Annotated in this window: 31 protein-coding genes; 7 read left to right on the forward strand and 24 right to left on the reverse strand. The window is 27.2% G+C overall.

All coding sequences use genetic code 4. From position 1 onward, the window contains the following. Positions 1 to 2: 2 nt before the first annotated feature. From AAHM98_RS01375 to AAHM98_RS01390, 4 genes are all read left to right on the forward strand, one after another. The gene (locus AAHM98_RS01375; protein WP_342276720.1) at positions 3 to 818 is read left to right on the forward strand and encodes a hypothetical protein; all 816 of its coding nucleotides are present in this window, start codon (positions 3 to 5) and stop codon (positions 816 to 818) included. 175 nt (positions 819 to 993) lie between these two features. Further along, complete coding sequence (locus tag AAHM98_RS01380) at positions 994 to 1,131, forward strand: hypothetical protein (protein WP_342276721.1); 138 nt, start codon at positions 994 to 996, stop codon at positions 1,129 to 1,131. A 104-nt stretch (positions 1,132 to 1,235) separates the two neighbouring features. Beyond that, on the forward strand, positions 1,236 to 1,583 hold the full coding sequence (locus AAHM98_RS01385; RefSeq protein WP_342276722.1) for a hypothetical protein: 348 nt from the start codon (positions 1,236 to 1,238) through the stop codon (positions 1,581 to 1,583). Between the two features lie 5 nt (positions 1,584 to 1,588). Further along, positions 1,589 to 1,936: a hypothetical protein gene (locus AAHM98_RS01390; protein ID WP_342276723.1), complete on the forward strand. Its 348-nt coding sequence runs from the start codon at positions 1,589 to 1,591 to the stop codon at positions 1,934 to 1,936. A 426-nt stretch (positions 1,937 to 2,362) separates the two neighbouring features. On the opposite strand, the gene AAHM98_RS01395 is transcribed toward AAHM98_RS01390, so the two are convergent. From AAHM98_RS01395 to mutM, 13 genes are all read right to left on the reverse strand, one after another. Then, positions 2,363 to 3,028, reverse strand: coding sequence for a hypothetical protein (locus AAHM98_RS01395; RefSeq protein WP_342276724.1), 666 nt, complete (start codon positions 3,026 to 3,028; stop codon positions 2,363 to 2,365). A gap of 8 nt (positions 3,029 to 3,036) precedes the next feature. Next, positions 3,037 to 4,227: a phosphoglycerate kinase gene (locus AAHM98_RS01400; protein ID WP_342276725.1), complete on the reverse strand. Its 1,191-nt coding sequence runs from the start codon at positions 4,225 to 4,227 to the stop codon at positions 3,037 to 3,039. A gap of 149 nt (positions 4,228 to 4,376) precedes the next feature. Further along, positions 4,377 to 5,384, reverse strand: a complete 1,008-nt coding sequence (gene gap / locus AAHM98_RS01405; RefSeq protein ID WP_342276726.1) for a type I glyceraldehyde-3-phosphate dehydrogenase — start codon at positions 5,382 to 5,384, stop codon at positions 4,377 to 4,379. 228 nt (positions 5,385 to 5,612) lie between these two features. Then, entirely contained in the window at positions 5,613 to 5,822 is a 210-nt protein-coding gene (locus tag AAHM98_RS01410) for a hypothetical protein (protein ID WP_342276727.1), read from the reverse strand. Beyond that, the gene (locus AAHM98_RS01415) at positions 5,783 to 6,157 is read right to left on the reverse strand and encodes a hypothetical protein (protein WP_342276728.1); all 375 of its coding nucleotides are present in this window, start codon (positions 6,155 to 6,157) and stop codon (positions 5,783 to 5,785) included. The genes AAHM98_RS01410 and AAHM98_RS01415 overlap by 40 nt, the downstream gene beginning before the upstream one ends. Positions 6,158 to 6,255: 98 nt before the next feature. Then, on the reverse strand, positions 6,256 to 6,414 hold the full coding sequence (locus AAHM98_RS01420; protein ID WP_342276729.1) for a hypothetical protein: 159 nt from the start codon (positions 6,412 to 6,414) through the stop codon (positions 6,256 to 6,258). A gap of 326 nt (positions 6,415 to 6,740) precedes the next feature. After that, positions 6,741 to 6,896: a hypothetical protein gene (locus tag AAHM98_RS01425; RefSeq protein WP_342276730.1), complete on the reverse strand. Its 156-nt coding sequence runs from the start codon at positions 6,894 to 6,896 to the stop codon at positions 6,741 to 6,743. Between the two features lie 217 nt (positions 6,897 to 7,113). Then, positions 7,114 to 8,046, reverse strand: coding sequence for a hypothetical protein (locus AAHM98_RS01430; RefSeq protein ID WP_342276731.1), 933 nt, complete (start codon positions 8,044 to 8,046; stop codon positions 7,114 to 7,116). A 21-nt stretch (positions 8,047 to 8,067) separates the two neighbouring features. Further along, on the reverse strand, positions 8,068 to 8,994 hold the full coding sequence (locus AAHM98_RS01435) for a hypothetical protein (protein WP_342276732.1): 927 nt from the start codon (positions 8,992 to 8,994) through the stop codon (positions 8,068 to 8,070). Positions 8,995 to 9,015: 21 nt separating this feature from the next. Further along, positions 9,016 to 9,888, reverse strand: coding sequence for an ETX/MTX2 family pore-forming toxin (locus AAHM98_RS01440; protein WP_342276733.1), 873 nt, complete (start codon positions 9,886 to 9,888; stop codon positions 9,016 to 9,018). 186 nt (positions 9,889 to 10,074) lie between these two features. Then, the gene (locus AAHM98_RS01445; protein ID WP_342276734.1) at positions 10,075 to 11,001 is read right to left on the reverse strand and encodes an ATP-binding protein; all 927 of its coding nucleotides are present in this window, start codon (positions 10,999 to 11,001) and stop codon (positions 10,075 to 10,077) included. Between the two features lie 43 nt (positions 11,002 to 11,044). Next, entirely contained in the window at positions 11,045 to 12,154 is a 1,110-nt protein-coding gene (locus tag AAHM98_RS01450) for a DnaD domain protein (protein ID WP_342276735.1), read from the reverse strand. A 176-nt stretch (positions 12,155 to 12,330) separates the two neighbouring features. Then, positions 12,331 to 13,161 (reverse strand): DNA-formamidopyrimidine glycosylase, encoded by an 831-nt coding sequence (gene mutM, locus AAHM98_RS01455; RefSeq protein ID WP_342276736.1) that lies wholly within the window; start codon positions 13,159 to 13,161, stop codon positions 12,331 to 12,333. Positions 13,162 to 13,358: 197 nt separating this feature from the next. Between mutM and AAHM98_RS01460 the strand changes: the two genes are divergently transcribed. The 3 genes from AAHM98_RS01460 (at position 13,359) to AAHM98_RS01470 (ending at position 15,521) form a co-directional block, all read left to right on the forward strand. Next, positions 13,359 to 14,246, forward strand: a complete 888-nt coding sequence (locus AAHM98_RS01460) for a hypothetical protein (RefSeq protein ID WP_342276737.1) — start codon at positions 13,359 to 13,361, stop codon at positions 14,244 to 14,246. Positions 14,247 to 14,463: 217 nt separating this feature from the next. Then, positions 14,464 to 15,288, forward strand: a complete 825-nt coding sequence (locus tag AAHM98_RS01465; protein ID WP_342276738.1) for an ankyrin repeat domain-containing protein — start codon at positions 14,464 to 14,466, stop codon at positions 15,286 to 15,288. Positions 15,289 to 15,371: 83 nt separating this feature from the next. Next, positions 15,372 to 15,521, forward strand: a complete 150-nt coding sequence (locus AAHM98_RS01470) for a hypothetical protein (RefSeq protein WP_342276739.1) — start codon at positions 15,372 to 15,374, stop codon at positions 15,519 to 15,521. A 155-nt stretch (positions 15,522 to 15,676) separates the two neighbouring features. Here AAHM98_RS01470 and polA read toward each other — a convergent pair whose 3' ends face one another. From polA to AAHM98_RS01525, 11 genes are all read right to left on the reverse strand, one after another. After that, positions 15,677 to 18,304: a DNA polymerase I gene (gene polA / locus AAHM98_RS01475; protein WP_342276740.1), complete on the reverse strand. Its 2,628-nt coding sequence runs from the start codon at positions 18,302 to 18,304 to the stop codon at positions 15,677 to 15,679. A 351-nt stretch (positions 18,305 to 18,655) separates the two neighbouring features. Further along, positions 18,656 to 19,561, reverse strand: coding sequence for a hypothetical protein (locus AAHM98_RS01480; RefSeq protein ID WP_342276741.1), 906 nt, complete (start codon positions 19,559 to 19,561; stop codon positions 18,656 to 18,658). A gap of 12 nt (positions 19,562 to 19,573) precedes the next feature. Next, entirely contained in the window at positions 19,574 to 20,623 is a 1,050-nt protein-coding gene (locus tag AAHM98_RS01485; RefSeq protein ID WP_342276742.1) for a hypothetical protein, read from the reverse strand. Between the two features lie 2 nt (positions 20,624 to 20,625). Then, positions 20,626 to 20,817, reverse strand: coding sequence for a hypothetical protein (locus AAHM98_RS01490; protein ID WP_342276561.1), 192 nt, complete (start codon positions 20,815 to 20,817; stop codon positions 20,626 to 20,628). 9 nt (positions 20,818 to 20,826) lie between these two features. Continuing rightward, entirely contained in the window at positions 20,827 to 21,027 is a 201-nt protein-coding gene (locus tag AAHM98_RS01495) for a hypothetical protein (RefSeq protein WP_342276743.1), read from the reverse strand. Between the two features lie 2 nt (positions 21,028 to 21,029). Beyond that, entirely contained in the window at positions 21,030 to 21,317 is a 288-nt protein-coding gene (locus AAHM98_RS01500; protein WP_342276744.1) for a hypothetical protein, read from the reverse strand. 11 nt (positions 21,318 to 21,328) lie between these two features. After that, on the reverse strand, positions 21,329 to 21,583 hold the full coding sequence (locus AAHM98_RS01505) for a hypothetical protein (RefSeq protein WP_342276745.1): 255 nt from the start codon (positions 21,581 to 21,583) through the stop codon (positions 21,329 to 21,331). A gap of 21 nt (positions 21,584 to 21,604) precedes the next feature. Next, the gene (locus tag AAHM98_RS01510; protein WP_342276746.1) at positions 21,605 to 21,811 is read right to left on the reverse strand and encodes a hypothetical protein; all 207 of its coding nucleotides are present in this window, start codon (positions 21,809 to 21,811) and stop codon (positions 21,605 to 21,607) included. 1 nt (position 21,812) lies between these two features. Further along, complete coding sequence (locus tag AAHM98_RS01515; RefSeq protein ID WP_342276747.1) at positions 21,813 to 22,046, reverse strand: hypothetical protein; 234 nt, start codon at positions 22,044 to 22,046, stop codon at positions 21,813 to 21,815. After that, positions 22,046 to 22,171 carry a hypothetical protein gene (locus AAHM98_RS01520; protein ID WP_342276748.1) on the reverse strand — a complete coding sequence of 42 codons (126 nt, stop codon included), beginning with the start codon at positions 22,169 to 22,171 and terminating at the stop codon, positions 22,046 to 22,048. The genes AAHM98_RS01515 and AAHM98_RS01520 overlap by 1 nt, the downstream gene beginning before the upstream one ends. 1 nt (position 22,172) lies before the next feature. Next, a complete protein-coding gene (locus AAHM98_RS01525) occupies positions 22,173 to 23,039 on the reverse strand; it encodes a hypothetical protein (protein ID WP_342276749.1) in 867 nt (288 codons plus the stop codon). Between the last annotated feature and the right edge of the window lie 19 nt (positions 23,040 to 23,058).

Genomic DNA, 23,058 nt, shown 5'->3' on the forward strand with positions numbered 1-23,058 from the left:
TTATGAATTATTCACTTTTATGTGCTGTTGATCCTGGTAATCCATCAACATGATCAACTAGTTTAATTGTTGTTGCTTGTATGTTAGTTACTGTTGCTGCTATTTTATTTATAGTAACTATGATTTGATTTGTAACATGAATTAAATATTCATGATTTCATCGTGAAAATAGTGCTAATTTAACTGGTGGTGAGTTAGCTAAAACTTATATACAAAAGTATGGTATTAATGCTCCAAGAATTAAGTTTAAAGGATTTGGTAATGTTAATGGGGTTACTGTTGAACCAAGGTTCTTTTATTTACGACCATATTTAATTAATAATGGTCATTTCACTTTACGATTACTACCTTGAACTTATCATCGTCGTTCAATTTACTCATTAGCTATGGCTATGGAGAGTAGTTGGGCAGTAAGTAGTTCTAAGAGTAGTCGTTTTAATACTTTTTGATGAGATTTTTCTCGTAAGTTAACGTTATTCTTTATTTTAATTCCCATTGTGTTAGCGTTATTATTTGCGATTTCACCAATTAATTCATGAATTACTTTATCAACAAGTGGTGCTAATATCTTATCAATAGTTTTATCAATTTTAGGAAGTATTTTTTTAATTGTTTATGCTAGTATGCAATTAGTTTTCTACGCTAAATCACGTAAAGAAATTTGTGCCAATCTATTAGGAATTCTAAATGAAAAAGAAATTCGTGCTATTGGTTGAATTTTCCAAATTAAATTTATTTATTATTTAATTAGAACAATATATGAAGTATTACAATTAATATTCCGTATTATGATGTATGTTCAAAGCGAAAGAAAATAATAAACATAGTATTAAAAAAGTAAGTATCAATAAAAATACTTACTTTTTTAATACTTAATAAAATCAATTTTATTTCTTTTTTGAAACCAATAGTATTCCTTTTTTACTTTAAAATTTAATTATCATGTATAATTTAGATAATTAAATTAAAAACTTAAAGGGGGGGGTAGTAGTTATGAAAAAAATATTAAGAATGCTAACTGCGATTAATTTCACTGGATTATCTGTGTTACCAATGATTGCATGCGGTAATCCTTCAACAACACCAACAGGAACAATGAATGGTATAAAGTATCAGATCAGTTCCAAATAACTAGTAGTAATGGTATAGTACCAGTAAAAAGGGTCAGTGTTAAAAACACTGACAGTTTTGATTCTGTATATTGATATATTTCTGGACAGGGAAGTAGTGCTACTATGTTGTTAACTGATTCAACACAAAATTCTAGGGCTGCTAATACAGAAAGTTATGACTTCATTACATCAGTTTTAGGAGTGAAACCAATTTCTGGAAATGATTTTGCCACCGGAATATTTGATATTACAATACTAAATAACATTAAAGGTTATGCCTCAAATCCAAAAATATCATTAGTTGCTAATAAAAAGTTACAAGATTATACAGTTTCTGCTGGAACTTTTGATTTTCAATTTAAAGATGATAAAGATAACATTAAGTCACCTGTTTATTCTTTTAACGTTAAACCTGATGACACAAGAGGTGTAATTAATGACATTATATCTCGTTCAATACTAATGATTTAGATGTAGTGATTAATTCAAATACATTATTTGTTAATGATACTACTGTTCCTGTTGGATGTGTATCTGGAGCTGTTATTAATTTAAATAACGTTCCTACTAATAATACTAATACATTCACTTCATTAATAAATTTAACTAATAAAAAAATTAAGATATTAGTATCTAGCCAAGATGCTGGTACACTTGGAACTGCTAAATGAACACCAGGAAAGAAATTAGCTGATCCTATTGTGCTTGATGAAACATTACGTGCTGATTTGATAAATCAATTTTTAAAAGAATCAGGTTGTAAACTGACCTTGAAAAGTATTTTCAAGGTCGTAGTATCATTGAAGGGTATTTTTTGTTTTTAATTGCAAAGTTTAATTAAGGAGGAATGAAAAATGGGAAATGATAAATTTTCAAAAACTGCTTGTAATGTAGCATTAGCAACTATTTTTGGTAGTGCTGTTCTTTCATGCGATAATAAATTAGTAAGTATTAATGCTTGCTGATACTGTTGGCGATGATTTAATAGCAGTAGTAGTAGGCGCTATTGGTGTTTATTTAATTGGTGTTATTGATAATTTATTTAATGTCGATAAAATTAATTAACAACAAGAAGTAAAAGAGTTAGAAAGTGGTAATAATGTTATAAAAGCTAACCTGTAAGGTCAAGGTTAATAGGGCATTCATGAAATGAATAAGAAATTATAGAATTAATTAAAAAATGTACCTCGACTAGTCGAGGTATAGAAAAAAATCTGTTATTGGAAACCTCTAATAACAGATTTTAATTTTTAAAACATCAAGTCAGCAGCAGGAAAACAGGATTTAAAAAAAGTGATGTATTTAATAATTTTCACTTCATCATGGTCCTCTAAACCAGAAGATAAACTCATAATTTCTTTGCGCATTTTTTCATAAAACATAGTTCAAAATAATCAACTCACAGTAATAATAATTAACCCAGCAAAACTAAAAATAGCTAATACTTCTTGGTTAATATTGGTACTTGTGTTAGTTCAAGTAGGAATATAAAACAATAATGCACAAATAATTGTATTAATAATCCCAATTAATAAGCATAAATTAATAATTGGTAAACTTAGATTTTTTCGTGGTTGGTATTTGTTTTTTCATTTTATACATAAAACACTACATAGCGTTTGATATTTGTTTCAAGTTGTAGTTTCATTAAAATCATTAGTTTTTAATTTTAGAACGTTGGTTTTAACATTATAGTTAAAGTATTTTATAATAAATTTCTTTTTTACAACTTGACAGTTAAGGTCTTCATTTGCTAATAATTCTTGATAATAAGGTGCAAGATTATGTTTGTTTTTAGTCTTTAATTTAACAATTAATCAAAAGCAAAGTTGTATTAATTGACACATAAGAATCACGGTAACTAAGAAAAGACTAATGGTCACAAAAATCATAACTGTTTCATCATATTGTAACATATTAAAAATTACTTGTTTTCTATGGCTTCAATGCCAGGTAGTTTTTTACCTTCTAAGTATTCTAAAGAAGCCCCACCACCAGTTGAAATATGGCTGAATTTAGATTCATAACCAAATTTAACAGCAGCAGCAGCACTATCACCACCACCAATTAAAGTGAAGGCATTTTTTAAACTAGCAATAGTTTTACAAATACTTTCAGTTCCTTTAGCAAAATGACTCATTTCAAAAACACCAACTGGTCCATTTCAGAATACAGTTTTCGCATCAATTAAACTATCTTGAAATAATTTTAAAGTTTTAGGGCCAATGTCCATTCCTTCAAAGCCAATTTTAATGTTCTGGTCTTTAGTTATTTCACCTTTAATATCTTTGAATTCTTTGGCCATCACAAAATCAACAGGTAATATTAATTTCCCTTTTCCAAAGTTCATAATTTCTTTAGCAGTATCAATTTTGTCTTTTTCTAGTAATGAATCACCAATTTCAAAACCTAAAGCTTTCATGAAGGTATAAGCCATGCCACCACCAATAAGCACTTTATCGGCTTTAATTAATAGTTGTTTGATAACATCAATTTTATCTGATACTTTGGCTCCGCCAATAACAGCAACAAATGGATGCTCAGGTTGCATAGTAATTTTGTTAAGCATTGTTAGTTCTTTTTCAATTAGTAAGCCAACACAGCTTTGTTTGATGTTAGCAGCAATGCCAACGTTAGAAGCATGAGCACGATGAGCAGTACCAAAAGCATCATTAACAAAAACTTCACCCAAGTGCGCTCAATATTTTCCTAACTCTTGATCATTACCAGATTCTTTATTACCATTTAAATCTTCAAAACGAGTATTTTCAATTAATAGTAATTGTTTGGGTTGTAATGCATTAATAGCAGTTTCTAATTCTTTACCACGAGTTTCGTTAATGAAAACTACTTGTTGTTTTAGTATTTCACCTAAACGTTTAGCAACAGGTGCCAATGTATTTTTAACTCTGTCATCTTCATTTTTTACACGTCCTAGATGTGACAACATAATAATTTTCGCATCTTGTTGTTGGAGGTATTTGATAGTTTCAATTGCGGCATTAATTCTCGTATCATCGGTAATCTTTCCATTATCTAATGGTACGTTAAAATCAAAACGAACAAGCACCTTTTTATTTTTAAAATCAAGATCTTTTAAAGTCTTTTTATTCATAATTTCATCTCCTTTTTTGCTTTCCCCATATTATAAGATATTTTATTACTTTTTGTAAAAAATACAGCAATACTAATAAAAATGCATCTTTTTTTAGTAAAGATGCATTTTTATGAAGTTTAATTAATCAAATTAAACTATTGATAAAATTACTTAAGCTTTGCTAAGTGTAATACTGTTCTTACTAATTGTGATACGTATGACATTTCGTTATCATATCAAGCAAATACTTTAACAATTTGTTTTCCGTCAACTTCAACTACTTTAGTTAATGTAGCATCGAAGATTGAACCAAAACTTGAACCAATAATATCAGTTGAAACGATTTGGTCTTCATTGTAACCAAAAGATTCATTACTATGTTTTTTCATAGCTTTGTTAACTTCATCAACCGTAACATTTTTCTTTAATTCAACAGTTAAGTCAACAATTGAACCAGTAATGATTGGAACACGCATCGCTGAACCATCTAGTTTACCATTAACTGAAGGGATAACTAAACCGATCGCAGCAGCAGCACCTGTACCAGCAGGAACAATATTAGCCATAGCACTACGTCCTCTTCTGAAGTCTAAGTGTTCTAAGTCTAATAAACGTTGGTCATTAGTTGCAGCATGAACAGTTGTCATTCATCCTTTAACAAGACCGAATGCTTTTTCTAAAGTATTTACAACAGGAGCAAGACAGTTAGTTGTACATGAAGCACCAGAAATAATTTTGTCTTCTGCTTTTAAAATATCATGGTTAACATTGTAAACAATAGTTTTTAAATTACCTTTAGCAGGTGCTGAAATAACACATTTTTTAGCTCCTGCATCAATATGAGCTTGTGCTAAGTCTTTAGTGGCAAAACGCCCTGTTGATTCAATAACTAAGTCGACATTGCTAGCTTTTCATGGTAATGCCTTTGGGTCTTTTTCTTGACAAACTTTAATAGTTTTACCATCAACAGTAATAGTATTTTTTGCTTTATCAAATTTAATTTTCCCATGTTTTCATGTTCCGTGGGCTGAGTCGTATTGTAATAAATATGCTAGAGCCTCCACATTTCCTAAGTCGTTAATAGCTACGATTTCAGTGTCTTTTTTGTCAAATAATTGACGAAAGGCAAGACGACCGATACGACCGAAACCATTAATTGCAATTTTTGTTGCCATTATAAAATCACTCCTTCTTCATTGTTTTTTTATATATTGATTAATGACTAGGTATATTATAACTAATATCGTAAATATTTGTTACAAAATATGGATTTTATATAGAAAAAATTAATTTGGACTAGAAAATGAAAACAGCATTTAAGTTTTAGTTTGTATTGATAATCTGCCATGTTTATTAGATGGTGAAGAGATTACAATTCTGGTATTAAAAAACCTTTAGAGAAGTTAGATGTTTAGATTACGTGGTGTTAATAGTTTTTGGTTACTATCAGGTTGACCTTCTTCCAATTCTGTGCATTTTTCTTGTATATTGTTATTAAATTTCTTATAACAATAAGTTGCTGCTAATCCTGCACCTATTACAAGTCCTGTTGCACCTGCTACACACGCAAAAGTTATGCCCGCGGCAGTTGTTGAAATAGGAGAGTTGCCCAATCTTCTATACCTTTAGCATCAGAATAATTATTAGGAACGGAATTAGGTAAAAAGTTTAATTGACTATCACTTGAGTTAGTATAGCTGTTTTTTGCAACTATTGGGAGAGCTTGGGGTTCACCTAGTTTACAATCAACTGGTTCACAATAAGTTTTAAAGAAAACTGGATTTTGGAATTTTCTTTCTGTCACTTTTACTTCTGGTGATCTTTCAATTATTCTTGTTTTTTCATGCGTATAATAGGTGGTTGTCTCAAAATAATCCCTAATTTCCATTTGACCCTTTAAAATTACTTGTGAAAATTTAAGGTCAGTATATGATTCTTCACCTGTCAATAAGGAATTCAGTTTCTTAGTAACAACATTTAATTTAGATTTTAATAGTTTATAATTTGTTTGAAGTTCCTGATGTTCTTTTTTTTCAGAACCTTTTATTAATAACTTAGTTTGATTTTCATTTTGTTTAATAGATTTTTAATATTTTCTATTAAAACTTTAACATTTTCACGGTAATTCTCATTATGTCAATCGTTATCTAATGTATCTATTAATAAACGCATGGTGTTAATAACTTCTTTGACAGAATTAAACATTGTATCATCAAAATCTTTTATTTTTTCTAAGTTTTCTTTTGAAATTAAAGTATTTTTAGTTTTTGCTTGTACAAGATTATTAATTATATTTTTGGCGGATTTAAATTCAGAATTGAATAAAGTGAAAATTTCTAATAGTTGAGTAATATTTTTTTTTGACCATTGCTAGTCTTTTCTGTTACTTCTATTAAACATTGATATTCTGTAATTAAATTTTCTACTACTTTTTTTAAAGCTCATTTAAAGGTAATCATTCTAGTTTTTATCTAAAAGTGTTGCACCATCAGTTGTTAGTACTGGACTTAATGATTTATCAATTTGTTTTTCTAATAGTTGTGAAATTTTTTAGCTTTTTTCTTAATATCTCTAATTTGTTTTTCATAATCTTTTATTTCTTTTTCGGTAAATTCTGGCTCTGGTTCATATGCTTTTCTTGATCTCTTAAGTTTAGCTTCAATTTGGTCTAATTCTACATATGGCATAATTCTTTCTCCTGTCATTTCATTTTGTATTTAAACACAAAGTGTCTAGTGAGCTTATTAAAACTCACTAGACACTAGGGATTTGTATAATTAAATGCAATATAATTCATTGGTATTTAAATTTATTGCTTAGATTAAATTCCAAATTAAAATATTCATTTGTATTGTAATTATACTATAATATTTACTTTAATACTATAAATGTTTAATAAAAATTTTAAATATTTGGAATTGGGTCAGTTCTTTGGCCAACTTTGAATATTGTATTAACATATATATCGTTTAATTCAAATCCGATTTCATAATTAGTAATACTATTAAGCGGTTCTTGGTCAAACACTAAACGTTGTTTTTCCATATCATAAAGCTTAAAAGTTATTTGCGCATGTAGTATTTTTGCTAAATCTTGTGTATTAATTGTATCTTTATTTAAATCATAAGATTTTAGAAATATTCTTTCATTAAAAAAATTTCCAGTTTCAACAATACTTTGATTATGAAAGTGTATAGAATCATAACTAATATCCTTTTCATCTATTATAATAAACTTTTGATTAGCAATATTAAGAAAACTGCTACTAACATTAATTTTATATGTAACTAATACTTGGTTTGTTTCACTATTATAAAATTCAATGTTGCATGTCGTTGCTGGTGCTTGAAAATCAACAATTTTATCTTTATGATTAAATTTTAAAGATATATCATTAGATACAACATAGCTTTCAGGTACTACTCTAATTTTGATTAAGGAAGAAGTTGTTCAATCATAAAATTGGCTTGCATTTTTAGGTATTTTTAAAACATTAGTCATGAAGTAGTCATTGAGTTCTGGGTATGTTATATAGTCTTGTGGTTGTAAATTTAACAAACTATTTTGGTCAAAATCAGGAAAACTATTAAAATCTAAACAGCGGGTTCCTGCTTGAATGCGATATTTTTCGATATTATCTTTATCATATTGATCAAATAGGTATTGTTGTATTAAGGAATTACCCTTATCATCATATAATTTTAATGCTTGGGTAATATTAGGATTCAGGAAAGTAATAGTTTTATCATCTGATTGTTGACAAGCGATAGTTAATGTAATTAATGGTGTTAGTAGTGTTAAACTGCTAATTATTTGTAATAGTTTTTTAAATCTCATATTTAACGAACTCCTTTAAATTTAAATTAAACTTATATCAAACAATGAAGGCATTACTGTTCTAAAGTCAACTTGTGGTGCTTGAGGTCGTTCACCTCACGGAGTTGGAGGAGAAAAAATAGAAAAATAAACTTTGACATTAAAACTTAAATTAATATTAAAGTCATTTAAGTTTATAGTATTACTACCTGCTTTAGTTGCATAAGTTTCTAATCCAAGATGACTGGCTGCTTCATTAAATGTATCACTCATAAGTTGTTTTAATAGAGGTGTACTGTCAACAGTAAAATTATTAGTATTATAATTTATAGTGCGATATTTTTCTAACTGAACATCAGTTTTACCATTTTGGTAATCGGTAACTAATTGATTTAAATTAAAATTACTAATACTTGTCATAAAAGTTCCTTGTTTATTAAATAGACTATGTTCAAATTCACTATCACTTTCATGATTTATGTCGCTAGTCAAATCCTTAATAATATTAATATTATTTTTTATAATTTCATTTTTATTGATATTATCACTATTTTTATAATAATTAGTAATGTCACTAACCATTGATAGGATTAGGATTTTATTAAAGATGTTAGTTATTGCATAGTTTAATGCTACCTTATATTGATTTTCAGCTTGTTGATAATTATAACTTGTATGTTCTGTTCAAATATTAGGATTATAAAAACTATAATCCTTAAATTTTTTTAAATCAAGATTAACATTGATATTGTTCTGTAGTGATATTAGAATTTTTGAATTTTGAATGGTACTTAAGTAATTAAAATAACTAATTTGCTCAGATTTAATATCTTTATTTTTATAAGAACCTGTTAATTGTTCTAAGATAGTATTAGTTTCTATTGCTAAATTTATGTGATTAGTATTTTTATTTATAAGTGCTCCTGTTGAAGAAGATAATAGAGTAGTAACTAAAAGTAATGACTTCATTTATTTTATTCCTTTCAAATTTTAAATAGTTGGAGGTATATCAATTTCTTTATCAGTAATAACAGTTTCGCTACTTGCAACACTTGATTGTCATGCTTGAGCAATACCATTAAAATTCACAATATTTGTATTTTCATCAAGTGATATACCTTCAGGGCATTTATTTGATAAGTTTAAGTAGTAAACAGCAGTGGAAATTGGTACTTCAAATGATTGATTTAATGTTGAATTTTTAAAATGCAAAAAACCAACTAATTTACCAGAAATATTAGCTTTTAATATTAAATTTTGAATAAATTTAGTTTGTCCTCAAAAGACATGAACTTTTATTTTTTTATGTGGAGATAGTCTAACACTTTGTGTTGGAACTGTTATGTCTTTTTCAATACTCACTTTTTCGCTAGTAGTTAAATCAAAACTAATTTTTGCATTAGTTTTAAAAACATTAATCTGTTTGGTAATACCTAATGATATTCCCAGACTAGTAGTAGCACCTACTTCTGAAATTAGTTTTTTTGTAAAACTTGTTGTTTGATAAGTTTGCTCAATGTTACTGTTATTCATAAATTCATTTTCACCTATAAAGTTGAATTTATTATCATCAAAATCTAAAATTTGATCACCAACTTTTTTAATTTCAATATTAGATTGTGACAAATTATTTATTTTAAAATCACTAATACTGTCTATTTCTTGAGATTCAGTTGGATGATTAAACATAAAACTAGTTTTGAAAGCTTCTAACATAGTTGCATTAAAATCAATTATTTTAGCATCAGTTTTTATTTTATTAATAGTAGTAATTTGTGTTGTGCTGTGGCTAAGTGATATTCCAACATTACTGCTTAAAGCACCAGTAGTAGCCACAATTAAAAACGTTTTGGTTAAAAACATTTTTCCCCTCCTTAAATTTTATTTTCTATTACCCATATCTTCTTTTAATACCAAATATTATTATTTTCCTTTAATTAAAAAAGGATATTTTTGGCAGTAGAATAACACTATTATAGCACTATTTTTTTCCAAGTCAAACTTTTAAGAAATTTACAAAATATAAAAACCTCTCAAAATTAAGAGGTTTTATGTGGTAGGACTAACTATTTCTACTTGTGTAGTGTTATCTTCTTTAGTGATAATAATATCCAAGTTTTCACGATTTAATTCAATCGGTAAAGTCAAAGTTTGAATTCGTTCTAATAAACGTTTAACTTTAATTTCTTCGGATTTATTACTTCGTAAATGGTAATGCTCATATAAATCATTAATACTATAATTAGAATTAATAAAAGTGGTTTTTAGAGGTAAGACGCGAGCATTAAGAATACTGAATAATAGTTCATCACGTTCCCAAGCGCTAACTGTTTCACCACCTAAGTCATCAATGAATAATAAATCACAAGTTTTTAATTGTTCAATTTGCTGGTTAGTATTTGTTTCACTTTTAAAGCTTTTTTTAATATCCATGACAAATTCTGGTCAGACAATAAAACAAACAGTTTGATTTTTTTGAATTAGTTTGTTAGCTAGTAAAATAAAAATAAAAGTTTTGCCACTGCCTGTATCACCATGTAAATATAATCCCTGATAACTTTTATGTTTTAAAGATTGATTTAGATATTGGAGAATTTGAATACGAGCACTACCAACGACATTAAAATTTTTACTTCAAGATAGAGATAATAATTTGTCATCATAATACTTAATTCAAAAATTATTATAAACTTGTTTTTGATCAGAATGGTTAATTGAATGTAAACAGTCAGTTAATGCTAAGTTAATTTTACCATTAGGTAAAAAAACTAATTTATAACGATAACCTTTAACATCTTGTAAACATTTATTTAACGTTTCACGTTTCTTACATAAATTATAACTATTAACATATTTACCTAATAAATGAACATAAGGTTCTAATGCACTGTTAGTTAATTTATGGTTTGCTACAAAATCATTAAGTTCAGCATTACTAGCATTTTCTTTTAAAATTGTCGTTGCTTTTAGTTTCATGATAATGTTTTCCTTCTTATAAAATATTCATTGTTATATTAAACTAATGAGCATCAAATTCCTTTAAAAGATTATTAATTTCTTCTTGGGACATAGTTGTAGTTTTAATATTGTTGTTGGTTTGTTGTGTGTGATTTGTTGGTTTAAAGTTAGAATTGTTTGTTTGCGATGTTCATAATGATTCTTGTTGGAATTGATGTTGAGGTGTTTTTTTACTGCGAGCAAAAGCCATTTTTAAATGTTTTAAAGCATCTTCAATATTAATGATTTTATTTTCTTGGAAAGTTTGAGCAATCTTAATCATATAGTTTGGTTCTAAACGTTTATTATTTTTAAATCATACATATTCAATCAAACAATTAATTACAGCAGTACTTAAATGAAAATCATGGCTTAATGTTGATAATGTCATTTTTAGTTTGCTAGTAATAGTACTTTTAGTTAATGATGCTAAATATTCTTCAGGTGATTTAGTTTGCATTAAACCAACAGTATCATTAATGATTGGAGAGTTATGTTTAGCAATAAAGTCACTTGGTGTCGCATTTAGATTAACTTTCGTAACTGTCGGTGTTTCAGGTTTCATGAATGAATAAATAGGAGTTGGAATTGGTTTTTGTTTTTGGACAGAATAAATATTATTTAAGGCAGATTTTAGAGAAACAGTTTGAGGAATTGTATTTTCTTCTTGACTAATATTAATATAGTTTTCAGTAATCTCAATATTGTTGTTTAGAAAATAAAATCTTTGACGTTCGTAATTGTTTCTTCCTAGCTGGTTTAGTAATTTCTCGTTTAAATGAGTATTTGCAAAAAAATCATCAGCTTCTAAAGGACTAAAAATTTCATAAATATAAGTTGATTTTAAAGGATAGTAATAAGTTTTAATTAAGTTAGCAGCTTCTAATTGTTGGAATGCTACTAATAATTGAGTAGTAGAAATGTTTAATAAAGATTTAAGTCGACCATGGTTAAAATCGAGATTAATTCTTTTTGTTAATGTTTTTTCTTGGATTAAAGTTAAATATAAATTTGTAGCTTCGATACCAATAAGTGGTTGGTATAACATAAATATAGTTTGGTAACTTTCAGTATTTATGTTTTCGTGTTGAATTAATTTAAAAATATCAATGTCATTAATTATCCTATTCATAATTATTTCCCTATCTTTCTCTTTTACTAACCAATTTTTACAATTGTATGATAATTATATGCACATCAAACATATATTTAAAGTGAAATGATTAAGTAACATGGTTATCCACATTAAATTCACATTTAAATAATAAAATTATACTTTATAATCATTAATTTTGGGAGTTATCCACATTAATATTTGATTTGACAGTGCGGGCAAAAGTAAGTTCCACGTGTGCTAACTTTAGTTTTTAATATTTTAGTTGTACAGACAAAACAAGGTTGGTTAGTTCGTGTATGAACTTGCAATGAATTTTGATAATAGCCTTTAACACCAAGGCTAGAAGTGTAGCTATTGATACTTGAGCCACCTAATTTAATGGCTTTAGTAAGGACCATAATTGATTTATCAATAATAGTTTGTAGTTGTACTAATGTTAAATGATTAGTAATACTTTCTGGATGTATATTAGCATAAAAAAGTACTTCATCAACATAAATATTTCCTAATCCACTCATTACTCCTTGATCTAAGAGCGAAGCTTTAATATTTTGTTTTTTATTTTTTCATTTATTTTGTAAATATTGGGTTGTAACGTTTTTGTTAAAAGGTTCAGGGCCAATATTAGTATATGGTTTTGAAGTTTGATAAGCGCTAAGGGGTTGTAAATGAAAAGTTCCAAATTGTCTTGTGTCATGATAACAAAGTTGATAGTTATTTTCGAATTCTAAAACTAATAAAATATGTTTTCAATTGGTGGGGGTGTCTTGTTTTTGATAGTAGTATTTACCTTCCATACGCAGATGGCTTAACAAGACATAATCATCAAGTACGAAAATTATTAGTTTTCCGATACGTTGAATATCATTAATTGTTTGGCCAATAATTTGGTCAATAAAGATTTGAGGTTTTGAGGTTTTGATAATTTTGTTCATAAAAACTCGAACATCAATAATTTTATGATGTACTAAAAGTGGATATAAGGTTTTACGAACAGTTTCAACTTCTGGTAATTCAGGCATCTTAATTTTCTCCTAACTAAAATATTGTAAAGCAATTTATTCTTATTATAAATAAAATAATTATTTTTTTTCATATTTTTATAAAAAATAAAAATATAATCGTTTTAAAGTGTTTTTAAGATAAAATATGTTTATGTGTAAGTAAGGAATTAGGTTTAGTGTGTAATAAATAACTAGATTAGTCAGGAGATAAAGAAATGCCAAACAGTAAATTATTATGTATGAAAAATCCTTTTATCTTAGTAAAAGCAGAGAAACAAACAGTAGATGGTGTAATTCAAACCTTAGAAGGAAAAGCGTCTTATAAGGTAGGTGACTTTATTGTTACTGGTATTGTCAATGAACAATGACCTGTTAAACCTGATAAAAATAATAAGCACGTTCCTAATGGTTATAGTTCAACTGACTGTTGTGAAAATATATTTTGACCTTCAGGGAAGGTTTTTAAAAATTATGAAATTGCTAAAGAAGCAGGTAAAATTAAACCAAGCTGAGATATAGAAGGACAAACTATATTAGATTATGATTTTGGAGATTATCTTATTGAGTACGGTGAAGGTGATATAACACCATGTAAGAAAGAAATCTTTGAAAAAACTTATATGCTAGGTAATAGCGGAGCAGAAATTGTTGAAAAAATTTCTGCCTTATCTTTTAAGGAAATACAACAAATGAATGAAAAAATTACTGTAGATAATAATCCTAATATTGCAGTTCCCACTAATTTAGAATGAAAAGAAGAAGAAAAAATAAAAGTAATTAAAAAATCTGTATCAAAAAATATTGGTTTTAAAAATAGTAAAGAAAGAACAGAATTGGATGATAAAATGATACCAAAAAACATAGAAGAACAAATTAATAAACTAAATCAAGATGCTAACAATTATCTTTATTTATCTCCTGAAAAAGAAAAACTTGAAGATTTAAAAAAAAGTTGTGATAAAACTCGAAAAGACTTAACAGATTATGAAACAAAAAAAAGAATAATAAAACCATTATCTTCCATGAATTGAGAAAGAAATCGAAATCAAGAAATTGAAACGTCAACGACAAATTTATCAAATTTTATAGATAAAATTTGATAAAAGAATTGTTGTCCTTACTGCTAATTCACAATATTCTGAAGATGAAAAACTACAAGCATTCGAACAAGCATTACAATACCTTGAGCAAGGCTCAGAAAAAAATCAAGAATTAGAACAATTATTAATTAGTAATAAACTTTCAAAAGAACAAATAACATTTACTAATCATGAGTTATTAATTAAAGCTATTGAAAAAGAAAATTTACCAGTAATAAAAATGCTTTGTGAAGCAGGTGCAGAAATTGAAACAACTCAAGACATGATTATTGAAAATGAAATAGACAAATTACCGTTAATATGCGCAATTGAAGTTAATAATCCTGAAATAATTGATTATTTATTAACCAAAGAATTACATACTAACCTTGAAACTTTCGTAGGTGATACTGCTTTAGCTGCTGCTCTTGAAAAAGATAATTTTTCTTTATTTAAGAAATTAATTTCTGATTATAATACTAACTTTAATGATATCAATGATTATAATTTTGAAAACCTTATAAAAAGTTGTAATTTAGAAGCACTTGATTTTGTACTTGATAACGTTGAAGATTTTGATTTAAATCGTCTTGTTGATGATAACAGTACTCCTATTTTAACTCAAATTTTAATTCATAATGGATTTAGCGAAGAATTAGATCAAGCAGTACATATTAAAATGATTGAAAAATTAGTTAAAAATAGTTATGACATTAATGCTAAAGATAGTGACGGAAATACAGCTTTACATTATGCTGTTAATTCTGAATATGATGACCTTGCTCAATATGCTGAACCACTCTTACGTTTAGAAGCTAATAAAAGTATCGCTAATAGTGAAGGTAAAACATTTTTTGACTTAGCTAAAACCAATCCTAATCCTTTAATTAAAGAATTATTAAATAATAATCAAGAATTAGGACAAAAATTGGAAGAATCAAGAGAAGAAAAAGAAAAAAATTTGACAGGAGAATTTGTAGAACCGCAACAATACCAAAACATGCCCAGCACAAGTAGTGAATATATAATGATGGCTTATGATGTACTAATGAAGTTAAGCGACTAAAAATAGATAAAGCAGAAAATAAAACAGTTAATATTCCTAGTACAAGTAAAAAACAACTGCCCCCACTTTCTGAAACGGTCTCTATGAAAGAGTCATTTGTTAAACAACCTGCAAATGTTCCTCACAATCCTGGAAATGCTATTCATGTTGCAGAATTAGCACAAAAAGAAGAACTAGCAGCAAAAAAGACAAGGGAGAAAGTGCAGAAACAAGGACAAAAATTGACTTTATAATTTTGATCATGGCATACATAGGTGATTTAAATAATAAAGTATGTATATGCCTATTGATTTAAACCAATTTGGAACAATTCAAGAAAAAAACAGAAATAGAAAGAGATTTGTAGAATCTCAAGGGGATGTCGGGAGTGTCCCAGAAATTGATGATTTTATTTTAACTCAAATCAATTATCACCAACACTATTATTTACTACTAGGGGTACTTTTAACTTAGTAATATTAGTCATAATATTTGTTACTTTCGTAATTACTTCTTCTACATTTTCAAGTGCTACTTCAAAGATTAGTTCATCGTGAATTTGGGCAATTAAAGTTGCTTTAATTTTGTGGTTTAAAATTTCTGTGTAGATTTTATTCATGGCTAGTTTTAAAATATCAGCAGCACTACCTTGAATCGGCATATTCATAGCTATTCTTTTTCCAAAATCACGAATGTTTTTGTTTTTATTGACAATTTCAGTAACTGCTCTTCTTCGATTAAAAATGGTTTGGACATAACCATTAGTTTCACAAAAACCAATAACATCGTTAATATAAACTTTAATGTTAGGAAATACCATAAAGTATTTGTTAATAAAGTTTTGCGCTTCTTTAACACTAATTTTTAATTGTTGTGATAAACCAAATCCAGAAATGCCATAAACAATCCCAAAGTTTACAGCCTTAGCATTTTGACGTTGTTCTTTGGTTACTTGTTCTTTGGAAATTTCTAAGACTTTGCTAGCAGTTTCTGTATGGATATCATTATTTTCTAAGAAGGCTTGGATTAAATTTTCATCATTACTAATATGAGCTAAAATTCGCAATTCAATTTGTGAGTAGTCAAATGATAAAATTTTATTACCCTTGATATTAGGAATAAAGATTTTACGAACTTCTCGTTGTTCTTCATCATGAATACTAATGTTTTGCATATTAGGATCTAATGATGATAATCTGCCGGTACTTGCTTGTACTTGATTATAAATACTATGAATTTTGCCATCGCGAAAAATATATTTTTGTAAACCAAATAAATAGGTTGAATATAGTTTTTGTAATTTTCGGTATTCTAATAAAATGTTAATAAAGGGATGCATATCTTGCAATGAAACTAATACTTCAAAGGCGGTACTACCTTTTTTGTAATCAGGTAGTTTTAATTGTTCAAATAAATAACTACTAATTTGTTTTGGTGAATTAGGGTTTAAATCATTTTTCGCCATAGATTTAATTTGCAATTCTAAATCTTTAATTTTCAATAATGTTTTGTCAGTTAAAATTGTTAGTTGTTGCTGGTCAACATTTACTCCATTACGTTCCATATCAGCTAAAGCAAACCCAGCAGGTAGTTCAATGTTTTGATATAATTCTCAGTTATCAGTGGTTTTTAATTTGCTAATAAGGAGAGTATAAGATTGTTGTAAAAAATTTAAATGCGATTCAAGAAATTGTGCGATTGCCATTTCTTGAATAGGAATAGTTTTCTTAACACCTTTGCCATAAAAATCATCGCTATTTAATGATGTTAAATTGTTTAAACCAAGGATAGTAGCAATATTTTCTGGAATAATTTTTTCATTTGCGTAGAGTAAGTATGCTGCTAACATATGGTCAAAAATAATGCCATTAATAATTAAGTCAATTCTTAAAGCACCATTAATAACTTTTTTTAAATCTCAAGTAATTTTAGTTAACGTTTTATCTTGTAAAAATTTATGAAAAAATTGACACTTAGTAGCATGAGCAACATTAATATAAAATATACCTTTATCATTTTTAATAGCAAATCCAATTAGGTTATCACGATTATAATTATCACCAAAAACTTCTAATCATAAATAATTAATATCACAGTTTCATTGTTCATCTCATGTTGTAATAATTTTAATTTTAGTATTAGTATTGGGTTTATTTGGTGCGCCATTAATATCGCTGATCATTAATGATTTCATATCATATTGATTGTAAAATGATTGTAATTGGTTACTATTTAAATTATTAAGATTATATTGAAAAGTATTTAGATTACCAGTGATGGGAGTTTCTAAATTAAGTTGGGCTAAATGTTTACAAATAATGCCATTATTAAAATTAGCTTTTATTAGTTTACTAATATTAGGTTTTAATTTTTCAACATTATCAATAATGTTTTCTAAGGTTTTATATTCTTTTAATAAATTAGTAGCAGTTTTTTGTCCAATACCTTTAATGCCAGGTAAGTTATCTGAAGTATCTCCCATTAATCCTTTTAAGTCAATTACTTGACTTGGTAGTAATTCATATTCGCTCTCAAAGGTAGTGGTAGTAATAATTTTTAAGTCGCTCATCCCTTTTTGCGGATTTAAAATTTTAATATTATTATCTAGTAGTTGTAATAAATCTTTATCACTACTCATAATATCAATTTCGTAATCTTTAGCGATGTTATTTTTAGCAATTGTGCCAATAATGTCATCAGCTTCATAGTTACTGAGTTGCCCTCACGAAATTTGTGCTAAATCTAAAAAGGTTTTAGTTAATGCGAATTGTCCGATTAATTCCGCTGGCGTTGCACTACGTTTTCCTTTATATGTGTCTAGTATTTGATGACGAAATGTTTTTTTTCCAGCATCGAATGCCACAAAAACACTATCATAGTTATTATTTTTCAAAAATTTCGTTATCATGCGAATAAATGCATAGACGGCATTGGTTGGAATGCCTTGCAATGAATGAAGATTTACACCTTGATAGGCAGTAGCATAGTATGCTTTAAATAATAAATTGTTACCATCAATTATTAATGCTTTTTTCATATTGTTTCACCTATTTTCAAATATAGATTTATTATAACAATAAGTAATAACAAGTTAACATTAAAAATAATTTATTTACCTGATAATGGATAGTTAATCACTAAGATAATAGGAACAATTAATTAAAAAAGCAAGAACCATGCGGTTCTTGCTAAAGATAATTATGTAGTGGATAGCTCATCATATGTAGAGGGTAATAAAACTCGGGGTATAGAGAATTTTATATCAAGTTATAGGGGCGCTTTGCCCCTTGCTACTTCGTAGCATACAACTTTTTAAAAGTTGGACAAATGGCGTAAACGCCCTAGCCAACCAACCAAGGTTCTGGTTGGCACAGACCTTAAATACATTTTACTTCTTAACAAACTTTTTATTTTTATCATAACTACGCTTACCACGAACCTTAACAACATCTTTTGCTTTATCATGTTGTAAAATATTATCTAACTTATCTAAACCAACTGCTTTAATATCATCAACAGTAAATTCTAAACCTTGTGACTGTTCATACTCTTTAACACTACTCAAATCACTTTTTAAATCATGAATATAATGCAAAGCACGACTATTATATTTTTGTAAATAAGACCTAGGAAATCACAAACTAAAAGTCATAGTCTCACCACTATAACTTGGTGGAAAACCACCCTTTTTAATTATTTTCTTAGTTTGTCTTTTCGATAAAACAATTTTATTATAATCATCAACATTAGTATAAATATTAAGTTTAAACTTAACTAAAAATAATAAAATACGCATTCTCTTAACTTGGACAATATACTCTACTTTTTCACGTGCTTGTTTCGGTATTCTATCGGGGTGTTGTTCAATCATATACATAATTCCATTAAAATTATGACCTATTAATTTACAAAACATTCCTAAACTTTCTTGTGTTTCTTTAAATTCCGGTGATAAATCATTACTATTAATCTTTAAACCTAATTCATCAAAAACAAGCATATCATTCTCTTTAAAAGCATAATTACTATTTAATTGATTAAATTTAAAAACATCATCATAAGAACAACGATAACTAAACTCATTACGCACCTTAATAGGAATAGGACTAACTACCTTACCTTTATGTTTTTGTGCTAAGCAACAAGCAAGTGCTGACTTACCAGTACGTGGTGGTGCTGAAATAATATAACTACCTACACGTTGCAATATCTTTATATTTTTTCTAGTTATTAAAAACGGATAAAAAATTATAACTAACAAAATTCCTAAAATTAAATATCCATATCAAGGCATTATCTTTCACTCCTACCCAATTAAAAACCCTACTGATTTTAAAAATACTCATAAAGTTAATACTTGTTCTAAACCACTAGTAAAATCAACATTTAAAACAGAACTAATAGTATCATCAAAAATATGTCTTAATAAACCATCAATCTTAGCAAAAAACTCTCTTAATGGTTCTACTGGTAAAAGTTTACCAACTACACCAAATAACACTCATCTAAAAGCATTACGTAAATGACCAAAAACATCATATCAACTAACTCGTTCATATTCAGGATTAAAAGGACTATTTGGGGGTACTGGTGTTATATTTTCACTTGAAAAAATATTAATTTGACCAAATCTAACTGATACCGACTGTTGTGGATTTTCAATAATAGAATTAATAGAAAAAGTTATAGTTAAATACTTCAAATTAGGAACACGAACAGGCATAGTAATAAAATTATACATATCTTGTAAATAAGAATGACTATCAACCAATCCTTTAAAAACATATTTTGTATTACCTTCATAATCTAAAAATGAAAAATTAAAACTAGAACCAATATAATGAAAATTAAAATAAAACATAAACCCTTGTATATAAAAACTTAAAGGTTTAGAAATTTCAAATTCTAACTGAACATTAAATTTTTGTTGACCAACAACACCACCAAATTCAATATAATTATCTTGCTTAGTTTGTACTAAATTATGATTAAAAATAATCCTTGAAAAAGCATTTAACTGTTCATCATCAAAAATCAAATGACTAGTAAAATCAACATGTTTTTGTAAAACACCTGTAACATCACTAACATAATTTAAAAAATATTGATAATCAGGATGAAAATAATCATAAAAATAACCACTTACTAATTTTAAATCAGGTTGGTCAATATCAAAATAAGCAGAATTTCATGGAATTGTTGCTCAATCATCAAAACTATGATATTTAACATGCTTAACCATATCATCTGTAATATCATAATTAACAACATTAGGGTCATTAGAAACAATCAAAGAAGTAGGTGCTTGTACAGAAGTATTTATAATTAAAAATAATTTAGCAAACTTAAATCACATAATTATTTACCAAATAAACACTTTAAAATTCACCATGAACCATAAAATAAAACAAATCCAATAAAAAACTGAGTTCCATAAACTACTAAATTTCATAAAATAATAGTAAAAGCATCAACCGGACTACCTATAAACATAGTTCAATAATCAACTATACATTGATGTATTTGATTATAAATATCTCAAACACTCATAAAAAACACCTACCCAAACAATGACCTAAAAATAAATTTAATACTACGATAAATAAAATTAAAAAATACTCTTAATACAAGTCAAAAAGTTAAATTAAACAAAATATAAACTTCATTAGTAACATCAACCGTTTGATTTAAAAACATAGAAATATCATTATTAGAAAATATAAAAATAAAATGCAAAATACTAACAACAAAATCAGACATAATTAATCACCTACATTAATTCCACTAACATCTTGTGTTTGTTTATAACCGTTAGCAACAGACTTACCAACTGAAACAGAAGCCTTACCAATTTTCTTAACACCATAACCTAATCCTAATGTTGGTAACATTAATTCGGGTAAAATCACTCTAAATGCAAATCTAAGCAAAATTAAAAATACCATTAATGTACCTAAATTAAAACCTAAGTCACCAATAGGAAAACTAAAAAACTTCATAAATATTTGACTAAATAATTTCATTACTGTTGTAATAAAAGGTATAAACATAATTGCACTTCCTAATGTCTTGTAAATCTAAATAATCCTAAAATTAAATAAAAAACAAAATTAACATTTATTAAAGCAAGGATTGGCAAAGGCAAAGTATACAAACTATCATAAAAGAACAACTTAATAAAAAGTGTAACAGTATGCAATCCAGTAAATGAACTTAAATACTGCATATAAATAGTTTGAACTAATGTATTAACAGTTGGTAAAAGTTTACCTAACAAAGGCAAAACAAAAACTAAACTAAAAAATAACTTTACCATTTGCTTATTCCTTTCTAATTACTAATGAGTTCCATGAATAATATGACCCACAAATTGTTTAATAAACACTAATACCATAAATACAATTGAAATTAGCACTGGTCAATTTGTAAGTGTTCCACCATCACCAGTTGTAAATACTCAACCAAAAATATAAGTAAAACCATTTAATAATTGTTGTCCAACACCACCTATCATGGTTAATAAGGCACTTAATCCTGTTGGCATATTAATCACCCCCTTTCTCTAATTCTTTTTGTTGTTTTTCCATTTCCAATCTACGTTTTTTCTTTTCAAAATCTTTACGACAATATAAACAATCAGGGTCACTATCATTTTCCTTTACATGTTTTTTATGTTTTCATTTTTGAATACCTTCATGTATTCAATTACGAGAAAATCAAAGAATAAGACCAAAACCACCCATATATGCTAAATATTTAACTATCTCTTTCATATCCATTATTTTCTATCCCCTAAAAAATCATCATAATTCATATTTTCATTTAATCTTTGTTCAAAATTTATTTTTGCTTTTTTCTTATGCAATTTCTCTCTTGACATATTTTTTCACTTTATCTTTTTCATTTTAAACACCACCTAACGTATAAGCATAAGAATAATCCCAATTTAAACTTGCTCTATCTAAATTAATTTCAGACATACTATCGTTTAAATCAACATCAACCATACCGTCATCTGTACTTTGATAATCATTAATACTAGCATTAATTAATCTTGCTCTTTCATCAGTAAATACTTCTTGTAATTCTGTATTATTATGTGTATTTCCCAATGGTAATAATAAAGTATTAATAATCTCACTTGCTCCGGCAATAATCGTAGGAACTGCATAAGCATTATTAAAATCATTATTAATATCCATTGCTACACCACTACTAATTAAACACCCACCAGTTGTCATATTACAAATCTTTCTTATACTCTCAAAACGATTAGGAATTAATTCACTTAAACCACTAACAACATTCGCTATACCAAAACTATTTAAAGACACATAAGTATCTCAATCTACAAAAGGTACATCAACTATCGGTTTAACAGTTGTAAATGGTGGATAAGTTGGTTTAGGTGGTTCAGTTGGACACGGTGGTCAAAAACAAGGTTCATCTTTTAATAAAGACACAGACTTATCTACATATTGAACAAACTTAGCATAATTTATTAAACCAATTGTACCTAAACCTAATAATATTTTTTTACTACTATTAATAAATTTAGTTTTAGAAGAAGGTCTTTGATTAATATTCCATATATCAATTCCTAATTTCTTACTAAATAATAAAGAATTAATACTTCCCAATATGGGGTCTTTTAAATATTGACCATAATAAACACCAACTCCAATCATAGCACTTAATGGACTTAATCCTATTCTTACTATCTTTGTTAAAGTATAATTACCAATTTGTATAATTGGGAGTAAAGTACACAAAAAAGTATAAATATACTCC

The sequence above is a fragment of the Spiroplasma endosymbiont of Nebria brevicollis genome, from assembly GCF_964030895.1.
Taxonomy (GTDB): domain Bacteria; phylum Bacillota_I; class Bacilli_A; order Mycoplasmatales; family VBWQ01; genus Spiroplasma_E.